A 16,913-nucleotide genomic window follows, 5' to 3' on the forward strand; every position below is an offset into this window, starting at 1 on the left:
GGTGACAGGGTGCAACGGCGTGTCACGGCCCGGTCGCGCGGATCTCCGGATCGGCCTTGTCTTGCAAGGCCGCGCCGGGTCGGGGAAGAAGTGAAAAAACCGGAAGCCCTTGCGGAATTTCCGGTCTTGAAGGTGGTCCCGCCGCCAGGAATCGAACCTGGATCTCAGCCTTCGGAGGGCCGAATTCTATCCGTTGAAATACAGCGAGAGGGGTGCTCCGGAATGCACCGGAGCCACACATTATGGCCTATCAGGCCGCGGTGGTTTCCGCGTCGTGCGCCGTCGGGACGCCACCGGCCGGCGTGCGCGAGAAACCGAGCCCGGCCAGGTAGACGCGGAAGGTGCGCCGGCCGGTCGACACGAGGTCGAAGGCCGTGGGGTCGAGCAGCCAGTTCTGGATCAGCCCGCCCATCAGGGCGTGCATGCCCTGCGCCGCGACCGCACCCGGCAACGGCAGCCGGATGCGGGCGCGCCGCGCGGCCAGCCGCAGGGCCTTTTCGAAATCGACCACGCAGGCGTTGCGCGCGTCCAGGTGGCGCTGCTGCACCGAGGCCATGTCGTGCGTGTACTCGACCTTGTGGGTCGCGATGTCGAACACGCGCCGCACCTGCGGGTCGACGACCATGAGCGTCAGCGCATGGATCAGGCCTTCCTCGATCTCGACCAGCGGGTCATCGCCGGGGATGTCGCTCTTGGGCGGCGTCTCCAGCGGCAGGATCACGCGCTCCATCATGGCGTTGAACAGATCGGCCTTGTCCTTGAAGTGCCAGTAGATGGCGCCCCGGGTCGCGCCGGCCTGCTGCGCGATCTGCTGCAGCGTGGTCTGCGAAACACCTTGCGCCTGAAACAGCAGTTCCGCGGCATCGAGCAATCGATTCCGCGTCGCCAGTGCTTCTTCCTTCGTACGACGTGCCACCAAGTCTCCTGATTTGTAAAGCGAACGCCCTTTGCGTATCGTGGGGCCATTGCATGGCTGTCACTATACATCCATGAATGTATGTAAACTAGCGCGCTTCTCGGATGGCCCACCTGCCCGTGCTGGTTTACGGATCTCTCCCGCAAACGCGCCATCTCCCGTCTTCGCATCAAAGGAATCACATGCCTCTTCTGCATGTCTCGCGTCAACCGTCCTTGTCGTTTTCGCCGCGTCTCGCGACCGTGGCCCTCGTCTCCCTCCTGTTCCTGGCCGCCTGCGGCAAGGGCGAGGCCCCGGCCGGACCGGGCGGCGGTGGCGGTGGTGCCCGTCCGGCGCCTGAAGTCGGCGTGGTGACGGTCAAGCCCACCGACGTGGGCCTCGTGACCGAGCTGCCCGGCCGCCTCGAAGCCTCGCGCATCGCCCAGGTGCGCGCCCGCACCCCCGGCATCCTGCTCAAGCGCGAGTTCCGCGAAGGCAGCGACGTGAAGGCCGGCCAGCTGCTGTTCCGCATCGACCCGGCACCGCTGGTGGCTGCCACGCAGAACGCCCAGGCCGCCCTGGCCCGCGCCGAAGCCAACGCCGTGCAGGCCAAGGCACTGGCCGACCGCTACAAGCCGCTGGTCGAAGCCAACGCCGTGAGCAAGCAGGAATACGCGACGGCCGTGGCCTCCGCCAAGACGGCCGACGCCGACGTGGCCGCCAACCGCGCGCTGCTGCAGACCGCCAAGATCAACCAGGGCTACGCCGATGTCACCTCGCCCATCGCAGGCCGCATCGGCCGCGCGCTGGTCACCGAAGGCGCACTGGTCGGCCAGGGCGACGCCACCGAGCTGGCCGTGGTGCAGCAGATCAACCCGCTGTACGTGAACTTCACGCAGTCGGCCTCCGACGTGCTCAAGCTGCGCCGCGCCGTGGCCGCCGGCCAGTACAAGCGTGCCAGCGGCGAAGAAGCCGCGAGCATCCGCGTGGTGCTCGAAGACGGCACCGACTACGGGCAAGACGGCAAGCTGCTGTTCTCCGACCTCACGGTCGACCCGACCACGGGCCAGGTCACGCTGCGCGCCGAGATCCCGAACCCCAAGGGCGAGCTGCTGCCCGGCCTGTACGTGCGCGTGAAGCTCGAGCAGGCCCAGGTGACGAACGCGATCACGGTGCCGCAACAGGCCGTCACGCGCACCCAGCAGGGCGACCACGTGACGGTGGTCAGCGCCGACGGCAAGTTGAGCCAGCGCACCGTGAAGATCAGCGCCGCCAAGGACAACCAGTGGGTGGTGCTCGACGGCCTGAAGGCCGGCGAACAGGTGATGGTCGATGGCTTCCAGCGCCTGCAGATGATGCCGCCCGGCACGCCCGTGAAGGCGGTGCCGTGGCAGAAGCCGACGCCGAACGGCGCGGCTGCACCCGCGGCACCGGCAGCGTCTGCTGCCGCAGCGGCACCCGCCGCCAGCCCGGCTTCGGCCCCGGCTGACAAGAAGTAATCAGGAGCGCCTCGCATGGCCAAATTCTTTATCGACCGACCTATCTTCGCGTGGGTGATCGCACTGTTCATCATCGTGGTGGGCGGCGTTGCCATCACGCAGTTGCCGATCTCGCAGTACCCGCCGGTGGCCCCGCCGGCCATCGTGATCAACGTCGCCTACCCCGGTGCGTCCGCGCAGACACTTGAGGACAGCGTGCTGTCCGTGATCGAGCGCGAGATGAACGGCTCGCCCGGCCTGATCTACATGGAATCGGTGGCCCAGGCCGACGGCACCGGCGCCATCACCATCAGCTTCGAGGCCGGCACCAACGAAGACCTCGCGCAGGTGGACGTGCAGAACCGGCTCTCGCGCGCCACGCCGCGGCTGCCTTCGGCCGTGACGCAGCAGGGCGTGCGCGTGGACAAGTCGCGCAACAACTTCCTGCTGTTCGCGATGCTGTCCTCGGACAACCCCGACTTCGACCCGGTGGCGCTCGGTGACTACGCCGCGCGCAACATCGTGCCGGAACTGCAGCGGATCGACGGCGTGGGCCAGGCCCAGTTGTTCGGCTCCGAGAACGCGATGCGCATCTGGATCGACCCGGCGAAGCTGCAAGGCTTCAACCTATCGGCCAACGACGTGAATGCCGCGATCCGCGCGCAGAACGCCCAGGTGGCCTCGGGCACGCTCGGCGACCTGCCGAACATCCCCGGCCAGGCGATCTCCGCCACGGTCACGGTGAACGGCCAGCTCAACAGCGTCGAGCAGTTCCAGAACATCGTGCTGCGCGCCAACACCGACGGCTCGACCGTGCGCCTGAAGGACGTGGCGCGCGTCGAACTCGGCGGCCAGAACTACGCCACCTCCGCGCGCCTGAACGGCGTGCCCGCGGTCGGTATCGGCGTGCAGCCCACGCCCACCGGCAACGCGCTGAAGTCGGCCAAGGCCGTGCGCGCCAAGATGGCCGAGCTGGAGCGCTACTTCCCCAAGGGCGTGAAGTGGGACATTCCTTATGACAGCTCGCGCTTCGTGCAGATCTCGATCTCCGAAGTGGTGAAGACGCTGTTCGAGGCCATCGCGCTGGTGTTCCTGGTGATGTTCCTGTTCCTGCAGAACTGGCGCTACACGATCATCCCGACGATCGTGGTGCCGATCGCGCTGCTGGGCACCTTCGCCACGCTGCTCGCATTGGGCTTCTCGATCAACGTGCTCACCATGTTCGGCATGGTGCTGGTGATCGGTATCGTGGTGGACGACGCCATCGTGGTGGTGGAGAACGTCGAGCGCATCATGAGCGAAGAGGGGCTGTCGCCGCTCGACGCCACGCGCAAGGCGATGCAGCAGATCTCGGGCGCCATCATCGGCGTGACCGTGGTGCTGATCTCGGTGTTCGTGCCGCTGGCCTTCTTCGCGGGTTCGACCGGCAACATCTACCGCCAGTTCTCGGCGGTGATGGTGGCCTCGATCGGCTTCTCGGCCTTCATGGCGCTGTCGCTCACACCGGCGCTGTGCGCCACGCTGCTCAAGCCGGTGGAAGCCGGCCACCACCATGAGAAGCGCGGCTTCTTCGGCTGGTTCAACCGCGGCTTCTCTCGCACGGCCAAGGGCTACGAAGGCGTGGTCGCGCGCATCCTGCGCCGCGCCGCACGCTACCTCGTGATCTACGCCGCGATCATCGGCGCCGTCGCGTACTTCTACACGCACCTGCCGAGCTCGTTCCTGCCCGAAGAAGACCAGGGCAACATCATCGTGAACGTGCAACTGCCCCCGGGCGCGACGCAGGAGCGTTCGCTGTCGGTGATGCAGCAGGTCGAAGGCTTCATCCTGAAGCAGCCTGAAGTGCAGAGCATCGTGAGCGTGATGGGCTTCAGCTTCTCCGGCCAGGGCCAGAACGCGGGCCTCGCCTTCGTGACGCTGAAGGACTGGGAAGAACGCAAGGACCCGGCCAACTCGGCCAGTGCGCTGGCCGGCCGTGCCTTCGGTGCGCTGTCGGGCATCCGCGACGCCTTCATCTACCCGCTGAGCCCGCCGCCGATTCCCGAACTGGGCAACGCCAGCGGCTTCAGCTTCCGCTTGCAAGACCGCGCGGGCGCAGGCCACGAGGCGCTGATCAACGCGCGCAATCAGCTGCTGGGCATGGCCTCGCAGAGCAAGATCCTCGCGCAGGTGCGCCCCGACGGCCTGGAAGACGCGCCGCAACTGGAGATCGACATCGACCGCGACAAGGCCAACGCCCTGGGCGTGAGCTTCGACGCGATCAACAGCGCGCTGTCGACCTCGCTGGGTTCGAGCTACATCAACGACTTCCCGAACCGCGGCCGCCTGCAGCGCGTGGTGGTGCAGGCCGATGCGCCGGCACGGATGCAGCCGGACGACCTGCTGCGCCTGAACGCCGTCAACACCAAGGGCCAACCGGTGCCGCTGTCGGCTTTCGCGACCACCAAGTGGGTCTCGGGCGCCACGCAGACCGTGCGCTACAACGGCTACCCCGCCATCCGCATCAGCGGCGACGCGGCGCCGGGCCAGAGCACGGGCGCGGCCATGGCCGAGATGGAAAAGCTCGCCGGCCAGCTGCCGCAAGGCTTCGGCTTCGAGTGGACCGGCCAGTCGCGTGAAGAGAAGCTCGCCGGCTCGCAGGCCATGATCCTGTACGGCTTCGCGATCCTGGCGGTGTTCCTCTGCCTGGCCGCGCTGTACGAGAGCTGGTCGATCCCGCTGTCGGTGATCCTGGTGGTGCCGCTGGGCGTGCTGGGCGTGCTGGTGGCGACGATGCTGCGCGCCTATTCCAACGACGTGTACTTCCAGGTGGGCCTGATCACCATCATCGGCTTGTCGGCGAAGAACGCGATCCTGATCATCGAGTTCGCGAAAGACCTGCAGGCGCAGGGCCGCGGCGTGGTCGAGGCCGCGCTCGAGGCCGCGCACCTGCGGTTCCGTCCCATCATCATGACCTCGCTGGCCTTCGGCCTGGGCGTGCTGCCGCTGGTCCTTGCTTCGGGCGCAGGCTCGGCGAGCCAGCGCGCCATCGGCACCGGCGTGCTCGGCGGCATGGTGACCGGCACGGTCCTGGCCGTGATCTTCGTGCCGGTGTTCTTCGTGGTGGTGCGCACGCTGTTCAAGGGCAGCGCGCGCCAGCACGAGGCCGACAAGCGGCATGCGGCAGCTGCCGGCATCACGGGAGATACCACACACCATGACTAAGAAACCTCTGATCCCTACCGTGCTGGCAGCAGCGATGCTGCTGGCGGGCTGCTCGCTGATCCCGACCTACGAGCGCCCCGCGGCGCCGGTGCCGACGACCTACCCGGGTGACCCGGCGCAGCCGTCGGGTCCCGCTGCGGCCGCCCTGCCCTGGCAGGACTTCTTCACCGACCCGCGCCTGACGGGCCTGATCCAGACGGCGCTGGCGAACAACCGCGACCTGCGCGTGTCGGTGCTCAACATCGAGCAGGCGCGTGCGCAGTTCCAGATCGAACGCTCGGCGCTGTTCCCGGCACTCGGCCTCACGGGCACGGGCTCGCGCTCGAGCCCCAACGCCTACCAGGCGATCGATCCCAGCCAGGGCAGCGTGGCCTCGCAGTACGCAGTCAACTTCGGCTTCACCGCGTGGGAGCTCGACTTCTTCGGCCGCATCCGCGCGCTGAAGGACCAGGCGCTGTCGCAGTACCTGGCCACCGAAGAGTCGCGCAAGGCCGCGCAGATCAGCCTGATCGCGGCCGTGGCCAGCGGCTGGCTCACGCTGCTGGCCGACGACGAGCTGCTCGAGATCACGCGCCAGACCATGGTCACGCGCGACGAATCGGTGCGCCTGACCAAGCTGCGCTTCGACAACGGCGTGTCGTCCGAGATCGACTTCCAGGCCGCGAACTCGCAGGCCGAGACCGCGCGCGCCGCCTATGCGCAGCAGCAGCGCGCCCGCCTGCAGGACGAGAACGCACTCGCCCTGCTGCTGGGCGCACCGGTGCCGGCCGAGGCCACCGCCGGCGGCACCAAGGGACTCGCGGGCATCCGCCCGATGCCCGACGTGCCGGCCGGCCTGCCCTCCGACCTGCTGACCGAGCGGCCCGACATCCGCGCGGCCGAGCAGCAGCTGATCGCGGCCAACGCCAACATCGGCGCAGCGCGTGCGAACTTCTTCCCGCGCGTGTCGCTCACGAGCTCGATCGGCACCGCGAGCAGCGAGTTCTCGAACCTGTTCGACCGCGGCACCAAGGCCTGGAGCTTCGCGCCCACGGTCACGCTGCCGATCTTCGACGCGGGCCGCAACATCGCGGGACTCAACTCGGCCAAGGCCGGGCGCGAGATCGCGGTGGCGCAGTACGAGAAGTCGGTCCAGACCGCCTTCCGCGAAGTGGCCGACGCGCTCGCGGGCCGCGCCACGCTGGGCGAGCAGGCGCGCGCGCAGACCGCGCAGGCCGACGCCGAGGCGGTGCGCTACAAGCTCTCCGACCTGCGCTATCGCAACGGCATCGCCAGCGCGCTCGACCTGCTCGACGCACAGCGTTCGCTGTTCACGGCGCAGCAATCGGCCGTGGCCACGCGCCTGCTGCAGCTGCAGAACCAGGTCACGCTGTACAAGACGCTGGGTGGCGGCTGGGCCACACGCAACAACGGTTGAGACACCTGCGCGTCCGATATGGAGAGGTCAATTGCCCGCGCGGGCAAAGGGCCTCTCTATAATCGCCGGTTGGTTAGAAAAAGCCCCCGACGAGCCCCCCGTTATTGAGGACGCCATGAGCGCAGACCCGCACAACCAGGCCACAGAAGAAGCCCATACCGGCCCGATCAAGAACCCGAAGCAACTGCTGCTCGCGGTATTTTTCTCTTTCATCATTCCGATCCTGATCATCGTGGGCCTCGTGTCCTATGTGGTCTCGGGCACCAAGCCCGCCGGTACCGCGGAGGGCGACAACATGGCGCTCTACGGCGTGACCAAGGAATCGCGCGACCGTGAAGTGGCCGAACGCCTCAAGAAGGTCGGCTCCATCGAGATCCGTGACGCCAACCGGCCGCTGGCCGCTGGCGATGCCGTGTTCAAGGCCCAGTGCGTGGCCTGCCACGGCGCACCCGGCATCCCCGGCGCCCCGCACCTGAACGACGCCGCAGCCTGGGGCCCGCGCATCGGCCAGGGTTACGCGACGCTGCTCGAGCACGCGCTCAAGGGCAAGGGCGCCATGCCCGCCCAGGGCGGCGGCGACTTCGAAGACATCGAAATCGGCCGTGCCGTGGTGTACCTGGCCAACGCCGGTGGCGCCAAGTTCCCGGTGCCGGACCGTCCGGCAGCGGCCGCCGCGCCGGCCGAAGGGGCATCGGCTGCGGCCAGCGCGCCTGCCAAGTAAGCGATCGACGGCGCCTCGCGCCCATGAAAAAACCGGCTCTCAGGCCGGTTTTTTTACGTCCGGACGATCCGGATTGCTATCTTTTCAGTAGCTATACAGCCACGCCTGCATGGCGTTCTACCGGGCTCAGCACATGGCCGAAGCGCCCCGGCAGGTCGGCCGCGCGCACCGGCTCCGGCGTCCAGACGCCCTGCTCCACGGCCTCGGCGGCGATGCCCACGTCCTGCGTGTGCACCAGCCCGAGCCCCGCCGGGGCCACGAGATAGAGCCGGCCTTCTTCGTCGAGCAGGCAGCCCGACACCTCGGCCGGCACGCCCGTGTGGGCCGTGACTGTGAACGCGTTCGCGCCCTGCTGCGCCACGCGCCACACCAGCGGCGCCGCCTCCAGCTCGACATACACGCGCTGCGGCCCGTTCTGGAAGAACCACTGGCCGTCGGCGTCGTGCTCGTAGTTGCGGTGGATGAAGTCGATCAGCTTGTCGTGCCGCAGCATCGAGCCCTTGGCGCTGCGAAACGGGCCCTGCGCCTGCGTGCGGTCGTCGCGCATGTACCAGTTGCCGCGCGCGTCCAGACCCAGCCAGCCGTAGCAGTGCGGCACGTTCGGCCACTTGGCCAATGCCTGTTTGACGATGTCATCCATGGGCCGTATTTTGCGCCCGCGTCGACGAGAGGTGGTGGGCCAGCCACCCTCCTACGCGCTCGGGCATTCCGCCCACGTGCCCCGGCGGCAGGCCAAGCGGAAAGCCCACGTGGCCGCCACCCGCGGGCTGCCACAGCGTGACGTGCGACCCGACCTCGCTGGGCCCCGGCAGGCTGCGGGCCGGAATGAAGGGGTCGTTGCGCGCGTTCACCACCAGCGCGGGCACGCGGATCGCGCCCAGCAGCGGCTTGGACGAGCCGCGCGCCCAGTAGTCGTCGGTGTTGCGAAAGCCGTGCAGCGGGGCCGTGAACACGTCGTCGAAGTCGTAGAGATCGCGCGCCGCCATCAGCCGGTCGCGGTCGAACAGACCCGGGAACTGCGCCAGCTTGGCCAGCGCCTTGGGCTTCATCGTCGCGAGGAACATGCGCGTGTAGACCAGCCGGTTGAAACCGCGCCCGATCGCCTCGCCGCCCGCCGCCAGGTCGAGCGGTGCGCACACCGACGCCACCGCGTCGACCGAGGCCCGCGCGCTCTCGCCGGCCTCGCAGGCCCAGCGCAGCAGCGCATTGCCGCCCAGCGAGACGCCGGCCGCCAGCACCGGCCCGCCGCCGCCCTGCACCACGTGCTGCGCGTGCATGCGCCGCAGGATCCAGTCGATCTCCTCGTGGTCGCCCGAGTGGTAGGCGCGCGGCGCGAGGTTCAGCTCGCCGCTGCAGCCGCGAAAGTGCGGCACCGCGAAGGCCATGCCACGCGACGCAGCGAAAGCCGCGAAGGCCTCGGCGTAGTGACTGCGCGACGAGCCCTCGAGCCCGTGGAACAGCACCAGCAGCGGCCGGGGGCCGGGCTGCGGCGCATCGACGAAGTCGACGTCGATGAAGTCGCCGTCCGGCGCGGTCCAGCGCTCGCGGCGGTACACCGGCGCGGGCCCGTCGAAGCGGCGCGCGCACAGCGCGGCCCAGATGGTCTGCAGGTTGCCGCCGGGCAGCCAGCGCGGGGCGTCGTAGCCCATCGCATCGTGCGCGGCGGGCGACGCGGAATTCGGTGAGAAAGAGGAAGAAGGAAAGGGAGAGGCCATCGCTCGAAGCAGGACTCAGTGCAGGACCTGCGGCGGATCGTTCGCGTCGTCGGGCTCGCGCGCGCTGCCCGGGCTCGCGTGGTGCGCCACCATGCGCCAGCCCTGCGCGGTCTTGTGATACACGTTGGTGGCCAGCACGAAGGCATGGCGCGGCCCCTCGGCCGTGAGCACCTCGATGCGCTCCAGCACGTTGTGCACGGCGCTCGCCAGCGACTCGATCTTGCGCACGCGCGCCGGCGTCGCATGGATGGCGCCGTTGGCGAACATCTGCTCGAAGGCCGCGCGGATCGCCACCGCGCCCACCAGCCGCGGGCCGCCCGGGTGGACGCAGAACACCTCGTCCTCGTCGGCCCAGCAGGCCATCAGCGCATCGACATCGCCGCGTTGCAGCGCTTCATAGAAGGCGGCCTCGACATCGTCGGCAGTGCCGCCGATGGCCGCGGCGGCGCGGAAAGGGGTCTTGGGCATGGCGGTGAAGGGCGAGAGCGAAGGGGGTAGGCCGGATTTTGCCCTGCCCATGTCACGGCCATGTGGCAGCAGGCGACCCGGCCGTGGGTGCTTCGGGGGTGGACGCCGGAATCAGCCACGCGCGCGCCGCCGCCTCGGTGGCGCCCTGCGCGGCCTGCCACACCATCTCGGGCGCGGCCACGTGCACGCCGGGCGGCGCCACGCGCAGCGCGAGGTCGACCAGCTCGGCCATCTTGGGCGCACGCACCGGCTGCTCGTTGGCCGGCACCATGAACCGCATGATCGACAGCATCCAGGCGGCCAACCGCTCGCCGAGGTTGGCCAGGCGCACGTCGGCCGGCTTGCGCGCCGAGCGCAGCAGGATCACGCGCTCGAAGCCGCAGGCGACCACGGCCTGCTCGTCGAGGCTGGCCAGCCCGCGCTTGAGCGCCTCGGGCAGCCGGCCGCGGTCGTGCGGCTGCACGATGGCCAGCGTGCGCACGCCGCTGGCGCGCAGCCAGCGCGCCAGTTCGGGCAGGTCGGCGGGCTCGGGGTGCCACAGCGCGCGTTCGCGGCCGTGGTACAGGCGCGGCGGGTCGAAGGCGACCACCGCCACGTCGGCCGCGACCGGCGGCCACTGCGCGATCGGCAACGCCGGGCACAGAACCGTCTCGACGCCGGGCAGCCCGTCGTGCATGGGCTCGCGCGCCAGCACACGCGTGCGCTGGAAGCGGTGGCGGCCCGCGAGCCGGTGCAGCAGCTCCTGGCCCAACGCGCCGGTCGCACCCGCGATCAGCAGCGTGCCGGCGGGCGGCGCGGCCGCCGGTGGGACCGCGCGGTTCGCGGCCTGCAGGGCGTGGAGGGGATCGAGGGCCATGACCCCATCTATGCTAACTTCGGCCTCCTTCTGCGGAGGTAATGCAAATGATGATGAAGCGCTGGTTCCTGATTCTCGCGGCCGTCCTGTCCCTCAGCGGATGCGGCTACAACCAGTTCCAGTCCCTCGACGAGGCCAGCAAGTCGGCCTGGAGCGAGGTCCTCAACCAGTACCAGCGGCGTGCCGACCTCGTGCCGAACATCGTCGCCACCGTGAAGGGCGAAGCCAGCTTCGAGCAGGACACGCTCACCAAGGTGATCGAGGCACGCGCCAAGGCCACCTCGATCCAGGTGACGCCCGAGACGCTCAACAACCCCGAGGCCTTCAACAAGTTCCAGCAGGCGCAGGGCGAGCTGTCGTCGGCACTGTCGCGGCTCATGGTGGTGGCCGAGCGCTACCCCGACCTCAAGGCCAACCAGGCCTTCCGCGACCTGCGCGTGACGCTCGAAGGCACCGAGAACCGCATCACCGTGGCACGCAACCGCTACATCGAGAGCGTGCAGGAGTACAACGTGCTCGCGCGCAGCTTCCCGACCAACCTCACGGCCATGGTCTTCAGCTACAAGCCGAAGGCGAATTTCTCGGTGCAGAACGAAGCCCAGATCTCGACGCCGCCCACGGTCGACTTCAGCACCCCCAAGAAGTAAGAAGCGGCGCCGATGGCCGCAGCCCTGATCCGCCGCGCACTGGCAGCGATCTTCATCGCGGCCCTCGCATGGGCCGGCCTGCCCGCGCTGGCGCAGGGCCTGCTGCCGATCCCCACGCTCACGGCGCGCGTGATCGACCAGACCGGCACGCTCGACGCCGCGCAGCGCTCGGGCCTCGAGACCAAGCTCGCGGCCTTCGAGCAGCGCAAGGGCTCGCAGATCGTGGTGCTGATGGTGCCGACCACGGCGCCCGAAGACATCGCGAGCTACGCGCAGCGCGTGGGCGACGCCTGGAAGATCGGCCGCAAGGGCGTGGGCGACGGCCTCCTGGTCATCGTCGCCAAGGACGATCGCAAGATGCGCATCGCCACCGCCAAGACGCTCGAAGGCGCGGTGCCCGACCTCGCAGCGGTGCGCATCATCGACGAGGAGATGAAGCCGCGCTTTCGCAACAACGACTTCGCGGGCGGCCTGAACGCGGCGGTGGACCGGCTCATCGGCCTGGTCGACGGCGAGCCGCTGCCCGAGCCTTCGCGCAGCAATAGCGGAGGCAGCAGCAGCGATGGCTTCGACTGGGAGAACCTCGCAATCTTCCTGTTCGTCGGCGTCTTCGTCGGCGCGCCGATCGCGCGCGCCATCCTGGGCAAGACGATGGGCTCGGTCGCCATGGGCGGCGGCATCGGCGTGGTCGCGTTCTTCCTCACGACCAGCACCGTGATCGCGGTGATCGCCGGGCTGATCGCGCTCATGGTCTCGCTGTTCTCGGGCCTTGCCGGCTTCGGCCCCGGTCGTGGCGGCCGAGGCGGTGGCGGCGGGGGTGGCTGGAGCAGTGGTGGCGGTGGCGGCGGCTGGAGCAGCGGCGGCGGCGGAGGTGGTGGCGGCGGATTCAGCTCCGGCGGCGGTGGCAATTTTGGCGGCGGCGGCGCGTCGGGAGACTGGTGAACCTCATGGCAACTGCAGACCCCACGCTCTTCTCCAAGCTCGGCCGCATCTGGCGGCATCGCTGGACCGACGAAGCCGCCGTGCGCCGCGTGCTGCCGGCCGACGCGATGCAGCGGCTCGCGGGCCGCGTGGCCGCGAGCGAGCGTCGCCACAGCGGCGAGATCCGCATCTGCGTCGAGGCCGGCCTGCCGATGTCCTACCTGTGGCGCCACGCACCGCCCCGGGAGCGCGCCGTGACGCTGTTCGGCAAGCTGCGCGTGTGGGACACGGCGCACAACAACGGCGTGCTGATCTACCTGCTGCTGGCCGAGCACGCGATCGAGATCGTGGCCGACCGCGGCATCGACGCCCATGTGGGCTCCGCCGAATGGGCCGCCATGACGCAGCGCATGGCCGTGGCCTTCCGCGAAGGCCGCTTCGAGGACGGCATCACGCTGGCGCTGGAAGAGGTGTCGGCGCTGCTGATGGCCCACTTCCCGCTGGCCGACGACCAGCCCGACACCAACGAGCTGCCCGACGCGCCCGTGGTGCTCTGAGGCCCGGCGCCCTCGGCGCTGGCGCCTTGCAATCCGCGCACACGGCCCCTATTTTTCGGGCATGACCGAATCCGAATCGCTGCACATCGTCTGCCCGCACTGCCACACGACCAACCGCGTGCGCACGGCGCAACTGGGCAGCGCGCCCGACTGCGGCAGCTGCCACCGCCCGCTGTTCACCGGCCACTCCACCGCACTGCCCGACGTGGCCACCTTCGATCGCCACATCGCGCGCAACGAGATTCCCGTGCTGGTCGATTTCTGGGCGCCCTGGTGCGGCCCCTGCCGCCAGATGGCGCCGGCCTACGAACAGGCGGCGGCCCAGCTCGAACCGCAGGTGCGGCTGGCCAAGGTCGACACCGAGGCGGTGCAGGCGCTGGGCGCGCGCTTCAACATCCGCAGCATCCCGACGCTGGCGCTGTTCAAGGGCGGGCGCGAGGTCGCGCGGCAGGCCGGCGCGATGGGCGCGGCCGACATCGTGCGCTGGGTCAAGGCGAACGGCGCGGGCTGATCCGACCACCGGCCGCGCTCACTTGCGCGGCGGCATCTTCGCCATCGCGTCGAGCATGTTCATCTTCATGCCGTTGCCCATGACCATGTCGCCCGGCTTCTGGCCCGGCTTGCAGGGGCCGACCCACTTGGCGTCGATCACGCTCGTGCCCTCGGTGCGGCCCATCAGTGGCGGGCTGTAGGTCGACTTGCTTTCGACGCGGTAGGCGCTGCTGAAGTCGCCGCTCATCACGGCGCGCGAGGTCGCGGTGGTGGGGCCGATCTTGCAGACCGAGTCGATGACCAGCTTCACGCCTTCGAGGCGCAGGTCCTGCTTGGAACACATGTCCTTGCCCATGCCCTGGCCCATCTCGCGCATCGCCTTGTCGGTGGCCGCGTCGATGCATTGCTGGATCGTCTGGCCCGGCGCCTTGGCCGTGGCCGCGCCGCCCTCGCCGGTCTGGATTTCCCACAGCCCCGGCTTGCGCGCCGGGTAGTCGATGGCCAGCGCGGGGCCGGCGAGAAGACAGGCGGCGGCAGCGAGGGAGAACAGGCGACAGGTCATGGCGGGCTCGGTGGACGGCGATGCCGCTTTGTACCGTCGGCGCCCGCGCGGCGGAATACCGCGATCGGTCTACGCCGCGCGCGCCGCGACCGGGGCCAAAGCCGCCGATGGGCGCTCGCGCAATGCGAAGCCCAGCGCCAGGCCCAGCCCGAGGCCGCCCAACACGTCGATCAGCACATGCTGGCGCACGGCCATCGTCGAGTACACGATGGCCACGGCCCACGCGAGGTTGAGCAGCCGCAACCAGCCCGGCGCACCCGCTTCGCGCAGCTGCCGCCCCAGCACCATGCAGGCGAACACCGAGAACGACACATGCAATGAAGGAAAGGCGTTACCCGCCGCGTCGAAGGTCTTGAGGAAGTGCAGCGACGAGCCCGGCACGGCGTCGATCGTGAAGTTCGGGATCGCCGTGGGCATCCACCAGAACACGGCCAATGCGATCGCCGTCATCACCGCGCAGCCGATGGCGATGGTGTTCAGCTCGCGCCGGTCCTTGGCCAGCAGCACCGGCAGTGCGATATAGGCCCACAGCGTGAGGTACACCGGCAGCATCGCCGGCCAGAACGCGATCAGCCGGTCGACGGCCGTGAGCGGCAGCACCCACGCCGGCCCGGCGTGGTGCATGACCCAGAAGTACAGCGGGAAGAAGCCCAGCGTGGCGACGGTGTTGCCGGCCAGCTTGAGCAGCCACAGCGTCCGGCAGCGCTGCCAGAGGGCGCGCGGCCATGAAGGCTGAGGCGAAGGGGCGTCGAAAGAAGAAGATGAGGAGGAGTGCGTCATGGCGGCCGCTGGTGCCGCGGCCTCGCCTCGTTTCAACGGGGCCCGTGCGCGGCTACCAGGGCGTCCACTTTAATTCGCTTCCAGCCGATGCCACCGTGCGCTCGATGAAGCGCACGCCGCGCGCCCCGTCTTCCACGCGCGGATAGTCCGCCGCCAGCGGATCGGCCGCCTGCCCCGCGAGCCGCGCGCGGATGTCCGCCGCCACGCCCGCATAGACGTTCGCAAACGCCTCGATGAAGCCTTCGGGATGGCCGGCCGGCAGACGGCTCGCGCGCCGCGCCGACTCGCACAGCCAGGGCGCGCCGCGCGTGAGCACGCGCCGGGGCCCGTCGTGCGGCAGGTGCACCAGTTGGCTCGGCTGCTCCTGACGCCATTCGAGCGTGCCCAGCGTGCCGGAGACGCGCAGGCGCAGGTCGTTCTCCAGCCCGGTGTTGATCTGCGAGGCCACCAGCACGCCGCGCGCGCCGCCCTGGAAGCGCAGCAGCAGGCTGCCGTCGTCGTCGAGCAGGCGGCCCGGCACCAGCGCGCCGAGGTCGGCGCACAGGCTCTCGATCTCCAGGCCGGTGACGGTGGCCACGAGGTTCTCGGCGTGCGAGCCGATGTCGCCGATGGCGCCCGCCGCGCCGCTGCGCGCGGGGTCGGTGCGCCAGTCGGCCTGCTTGTTGCCGCCCGCGGCTTCCACATGGCTGGCGAGCCAGCCCTGGTTGTATTCGACGACGACCTTGCGGACCTCGCCGATCTGGCCCGTGCGCACCATCTCGCGCGCTTGCCGCACCATCGGGTAGCCGGTGTAGTTGTAGGTCACGCCGAACACCGTGCCCTGCTTGCCCACGGTGGCGACCAGCGCGTCGGCCTGCGCGCGCGTGTGCACCAGCGGCTTGTCGCACACCACATGAAAGCCCGCCTCCGCGAAGGCTTGCGCCACCGGGTAGTGCACGTGGTTGGGCGTGACGATCGAGACGAAGTCGATGCGCTCATCGGCCGGGCGCTTCAGCTCGTCGGCCAGCAGCGCCTGCCAGTCGCCGTGGTTGCGGTCGTCGGCCAGGCCGAGGTCGCGGCCCGAGGCGCGCGCCTTGTCCGGGCTCGACGACAGCGCGCCGGCGACCAGCGCGATCTGGCCGTCGAGCGCCATGGCCTTGCGGTGCACGGCGCCGATGAAGGCGTCGCGACCGCCGCCGACCATGGCGCAGCGCAGGGGACGTGAAGCGATCTCGGTCACCTTAGAACGGCGAATTGGGATGGTAGAAATCTTTCGCGTTCTCTTTGGTGATCAGCACCGACGGAATGATCGTGGTCGCCGGCAGCTTCTCGCCCTTCAGGCGTGCCTCGGCCGTGAGCTTGATCGCGTCGTAGATGAACTTGGGCGAGTAGCTCACGTCGGCCGTGATGCGCTTGTCCTTGCCGTCCATGATGGTCTTGACCATGTCCTTGGCGCCGGCGCCGCCGAACACGATCTTGATGTCGTCGCGCTTGGCCTGCGAGATGGCCTTGAGCACGCCCACGGCCATGTCGTCGTCGGCGGCCCAGATGGCGTCGATGCTCTTGAAGCGCGTCAGGTAGTCCTGCGTGACCTTGAAGGCGTCGTCGCGGTTCCAGTTGGCGTACTTGGCGTCGAGCAGCTTGATGTCGGGGCTGCCCTTGAGCACGGCGTTGAAGGCGTCCATGCGCTCGTTGTCGAGCGTGGTGGCGATGCCGCGCAGGGCGACCACATTGCCCTTGCCGCCGAGCTGCTTCACGATGTACTCGGCCGGGATCTTGCCGAAGGCCGTGTTGTCGCCGGCCACGTACGCATCCTGCGCACTGGTGTCGGTCAGGCCGCGGTCGACCACGGTGACGTACGCGCCCTTGGCCTTGACCTGCGCGACCGGCTTGGTGAGCGCGGCCGATTCGAACGGGAACACGACGAGTGCGTTGATCTTGGTGACCGTCGACAGGTCCTGCAGCTGGTTGGCCTGCTCGGGCGCGTTGGCGGCGGTCTTGATCGTGATCTTCAGGTCCTTGTGCTGCTTCTCAAGGTCCTTCTTCGCCTGGTTGGCCCAGTAGTTGATGCCGCCCATGAAGCTGTGCGTGGCCGCGGGAATCGACACGCCGAGGTTGACCTTGTCCGCGGCAAGCGCGGGCAGGCTGGCGGCGAACGCTGCGGTGGCAACCGCCGTGAGCGCGAGGCGTCGGGTGAAAGTCGTCATGCTGGATGTCTCCT

The 16,913-nt window shown here is 69.3% G+C and carries 17 protein-coding genes and 1 tRNA gene; 8 read left to right on the forward strand and 10 right to left on the reverse strand.

Features of this window, described 5'->3' with window-relative positions:
* Positions 1-133 precede the first annotated feature (133 nt).
* Both AC07O4_RS06430 and AC07O4_RS06435 read right to left on the reverse strand, forming a co-directional pair.
* Positions 134-208, reverse strand: a tRNA-Arg gene (locus AC07O4_RS06430).
* A 42-nt stretch (positions 209-250) separates the two neighbouring features.
* On the reverse strand, positions 251-919 hold the full coding sequence (locus AC07O4_RS06435; protein ID WP_495304052.1) for a TetR family transcriptional regulator: 669 nt from the start codon (positions 917-919) through the stop codon (positions 251-253).
* Between the two features lie 179 nt (positions 920-1,098).
* Here AC07O4_RS06435 and AC07O4_RS06440 point away from each other — a divergent pair, with 179 nt between their 5' ends.
* The 4 genes from AC07O4_RS06440 (at position 1,099) to AC07O4_RS06455 (ending at position 7,715) form a co-directional block, all read left to right on the forward strand.
* On the forward strand, positions 1,099-2,394 hold the full coding sequence (locus AC07O4_RS06440; RefSeq protein ID WP_062481754.1) for an efflux RND transporter periplasmic adaptor subunit: 1,296 nt from the start codon (positions 1,099-1,101) through the stop codon (positions 2,392-2,394).
* A gap of 15 nt (positions 2,395-2,409) precedes the next feature.
* The gene (locus tag AC07O4_RS06445) at positions 2,410-5,577 is read left to right on the forward strand and encodes an efflux RND transporter permease subunit (RefSeq protein WP_062481757.1); all 3,168 of its coding nucleotides are present in this window, start codon (positions 2,410-2,412) and stop codon (positions 5,575-5,577) included.
* The gene (locus tag AC07O4_RS06450) at positions 5,570-6,994 is read left to right on the forward strand and encodes an efflux transporter outer membrane subunit (RefSeq protein ID WP_492745450.1); all 1,425 of its coding nucleotides are present in this window, start codon (positions 5,570-5,572) and stop codon (positions 6,992-6,994) included. Before AC07O4_RS06445 ends, AC07O4_RS06450 begins: the two co-directional genes overlap by 8 nt.
* A gap of 115 nt (positions 6,995-7,109) precedes the next feature.
* Positions 7,110-7,715 carry a c-type cytochrome gene (locus AC07O4_RS06455; protein WP_062481762.1) on the forward strand — a complete coding sequence of 202 codons (606 nt, stop codon included), beginning with the start codon at positions 7,110-7,112 and terminating at the stop codon, positions 7,713-7,715.
* Positions 7,716-7,806: 91 nt separating this feature from the next.
* Here the strand turns inward: AC07O4_RS06455 and AC07O4_RS06460 are convergent, their stop codons facing one another.
* From AC07O4_RS06460 to AC07O4_RS06475, 4 genes are all read right to left on the reverse strand, one after another.
* On the reverse strand, positions 7,807-8,355 hold the full coding sequence (locus tag AC07O4_RS06460) for a DUF2946 family protein (RefSeq protein ID WP_492745448.1): 549 nt from the start codon (positions 8,353-8,355) through the stop codon (positions 7,807-7,809).
* Positions 8,348-9,364 carry a YheT family hydrolase gene (locus AC07O4_RS06465; RefSeq protein ID WP_492745447.1) on the reverse strand — a complete coding sequence of 339 codons (1,017 nt, stop codon included), beginning with the start codon at positions 9,362-9,364 and terminating at the stop codon, positions 8,348-8,350. The genes AC07O4_RS06460 and AC07O4_RS06465 overlap by 8 nt, the downstream gene beginning before the upstream one ends.
* An 81-nt stretch (positions 9,365-9,445) precedes the next feature.
* Positions 9,446-9,898: a YybH family protein gene (locus AC07O4_RS06470; protein ID WP_062481770.1), complete on the reverse strand. Its 453-nt coding sequence runs from the start codon at positions 9,896-9,898 to the stop codon at positions 9,446-9,448.
* Between the two features lie 52 nt (positions 9,899-9,950).
* Positions 9,951-10,754: a hypothetical protein gene (locus AC07O4_RS06475; protein ID WP_492745445.1), complete on the reverse strand. Its 804-nt coding sequence runs from the start codon at positions 10,752-10,754 to the stop codon at positions 9,951-9,953.
* 47 nt (positions 10,755-10,801) lie between these two features.
* On the opposite strand from AC07O4_RS06475, the gene AC07O4_RS06480 reads away from it, so the two are divergent.
* From AC07O4_RS06480 to trxC, 4 genes are all read left to right on the forward strand, one after another.
* Positions 10,802-11,401: a LemA family protein gene (locus AC07O4_RS06480; protein ID WP_172438430.1), complete on the forward strand. Its 600-nt coding sequence runs from the start codon at positions 10,802-10,804 to the stop codon at positions 11,399-11,401.
* A gap of 12 nt (positions 11,402-11,413) precedes the next feature.
* Entirely contained in the window at positions 11,414-12,343 is a 930-nt protein-coding gene (locus AC07O4_RS06485; RefSeq protein ID WP_495304054.1) for a TPM domain-containing protein, read from the forward strand.
* A gap of 5 nt (positions 12,344-12,348) precedes the next feature.
* Positions 12,349-12,879, forward strand: a complete 531-nt coding sequence (locus AC07O4_RS06490) for a TPM domain-containing protein (RefSeq protein WP_070063861.1) — start codon at positions 12,349-12,351, stop codon at positions 12,877-12,879.
* A 61-nt stretch (positions 12,880-12,940) separates the two neighbouring features.
* On the forward strand, positions 12,941-13,390 hold the full coding sequence (gene trxC / locus AC07O4_RS06495; RefSeq protein ID WP_070063801.1) for a thioredoxin TrxC: 450 nt from the start codon (positions 12,941-12,943) through the stop codon (positions 13,388-13,390).
* 18 nt (positions 13,391-13,408) lie between these two features.
* Here trxC and AC07O4_RS06500 read toward each other — a convergent pair whose 3' ends face one another.
* The 4 genes from AC07O4_RS06500 to AC07O4_RS06515 all read right to left on the reverse strand — a co-directional run bounded on the left by AC07O4_RS06500 (position 13,409) and on the right by AC07O4_RS06515 (position 16,899).
* Positions 13,409-13,933: a DUF3617 domain-containing protein gene (locus AC07O4_RS06500; protein WP_495304056.1), complete on the reverse strand. Its 525-nt coding sequence runs from the start codon at positions 13,931-13,933 to the stop codon at positions 13,409-13,411.
* Between the two features lie 69 nt (positions 13,934-14,002).
* The gene (locus AC07O4_RS06505; RefSeq protein WP_495304057.1) at positions 14,003-14,713 is read right to left on the reverse strand and encodes a phosphatase PAP2 family protein; all 711 of its coding nucleotides are present in this window, start codon (positions 14,711-14,713) and stop codon (positions 14,003-14,005) included.
* A 52-nt stretch (positions 14,714-14,765) separates the two neighbouring features.
* Entirely contained in the window at positions 14,766-15,896 is a 1,131-nt protein-coding gene (locus AC07O4_RS06510; protein WP_495304460.1) for a Gfo/Idh/MocA family protein, read from the reverse strand.
* A 37-nt stretch (positions 15,897-15,933) separates the two neighbouring features.
* On the reverse strand, positions 15,934-16,899 hold the full coding sequence (locus tag AC07O4_RS06515; RefSeq protein ID WP_139705524.1) for a substrate-binding domain-containing protein: 966 nt from the start codon (positions 16,897-16,899) through the stop codon (positions 15,934-15,936).
* Between the last annotated feature and the right edge of the window lie 14 nt (positions 16,900-16,913).

It is taken from the genome of Variovorax sp. GW821-FHT09D04 (assembly GCF_059416405.1).

Excerpts from the sequence above, each read along its gene's own strand:
- AC07O4_RS06440 (WP_062481754.1), top strand. The coding sequence starts at position 1,099 with ATGCCTCTTCTGCATGTCTCGCGTCAACCGTCCTTGTCGTTTTCGCCG.
- AC07O4_RS06445 (WP_062481757.1), top strand. The coding sequence starts at position 2,410 with ATGGCCAAATTCTTTATCGACCGACCTATCTTCGCGTGGGTGATCGCA.
- AC07O4_RS06450 (WP_492745450.1), top strand. The coding sequence starts at position 5,570 with ATGACTAAGAAACCTCTGATCCCTACCGTGCTGGCAGCAGCGATGCTG.
- AC07O4_RS06455 (WP_062481762.1), top strand. The coding sequence starts at position 7,110 with ATGAGCGCAGACCCGCACAACCAGGCCACAGAAGAAGCCCATACCGGC.
- AC07O4_RS06460 (WP_492745448.1), bottom strand. The coding sequence starts at position 8,355 with ATGGATGACATCGTCAAACAGGCATTGGCCAAGTGGCCGAACGTGCCG.
- AC07O4_RS06465 (WP_492745447.1), bottom strand. The coding sequence starts at position 9,364 with ATGGGCTACGACGCCCCGCGCTGGCTGCCCGGCGGCAACCTGCAGACC.
- AC07O4_RS06470 (WP_062481770.1), bottom strand. The coding sequence starts at position 9,898 with ATGCCCAAGACCCCTTTCCGCGCCGCCGCGGCCATCGGCGGCACTGCC.
- AC07O4_RS06475 (WP_492745445.1), bottom strand. The coding sequence starts at position 10,754 with ATGGCCCTCGATCCCCTCCACGCCCTGCAGGCCGCGAACCGCGCGGTC.
- AC07O4_RS06480 (WP_172438430.1), top strand. The coding sequence starts at position 10,802 with ATGATGATGAAGCGCTGGTTCCTGATTCTCGCGGCCGTCCTGTCCCTC.
- AC07O4_RS06485 (WP_495304054.1), top strand. The coding sequence starts at position 11,414 with ATGGCCGCAGCCCTGATCCGCCGCGCACTGGCAGCGATCTTCATCGCG.
- AC07O4_RS06490 (WP_070063861.1), top strand. The coding sequence starts at position 12,349 with ATGGCAACTGCAGACCCCACGCTCTTCTCCAAGCTCGGCCGCATCTGG.
- trxC (WP_070063801.1), top strand. The coding sequence starts at position 12,941 with ATGACCGAATCCGAATCGCTGCACATCGTCTGCCCGCACTGCCACACG.
- AC07O4_RS06500 (WP_495304056.1), bottom strand. The coding sequence starts at position 13,933 with ATGACCTGTCGCCTGTTCTCCCTCGCTGCCGCCGCCTGTCTTCTCGCC.
- AC07O4_RS06505 (WP_495304057.1), bottom strand. The coding sequence starts at position 14,713 with ATGACGCACTCCTCCTCATCTTCTTCTTTCGACGCCCCTTCGCCTCAG.
- AC07O4_RS06510 (WP_495304460.1), bottom strand. The coding sequence starts at position 15,896 with ATGGTCGGCGGCGGTCGCGACGCCTTCATCGGCGCCGTGCACCGCAAG.
- AC07O4_RS06515 (WP_139705524.1), bottom strand. The coding sequence starts at position 16,899 with ATGACGACTTTCACCCGACGCCTCGCGCTCACGGCGGTTGCCACCGCA.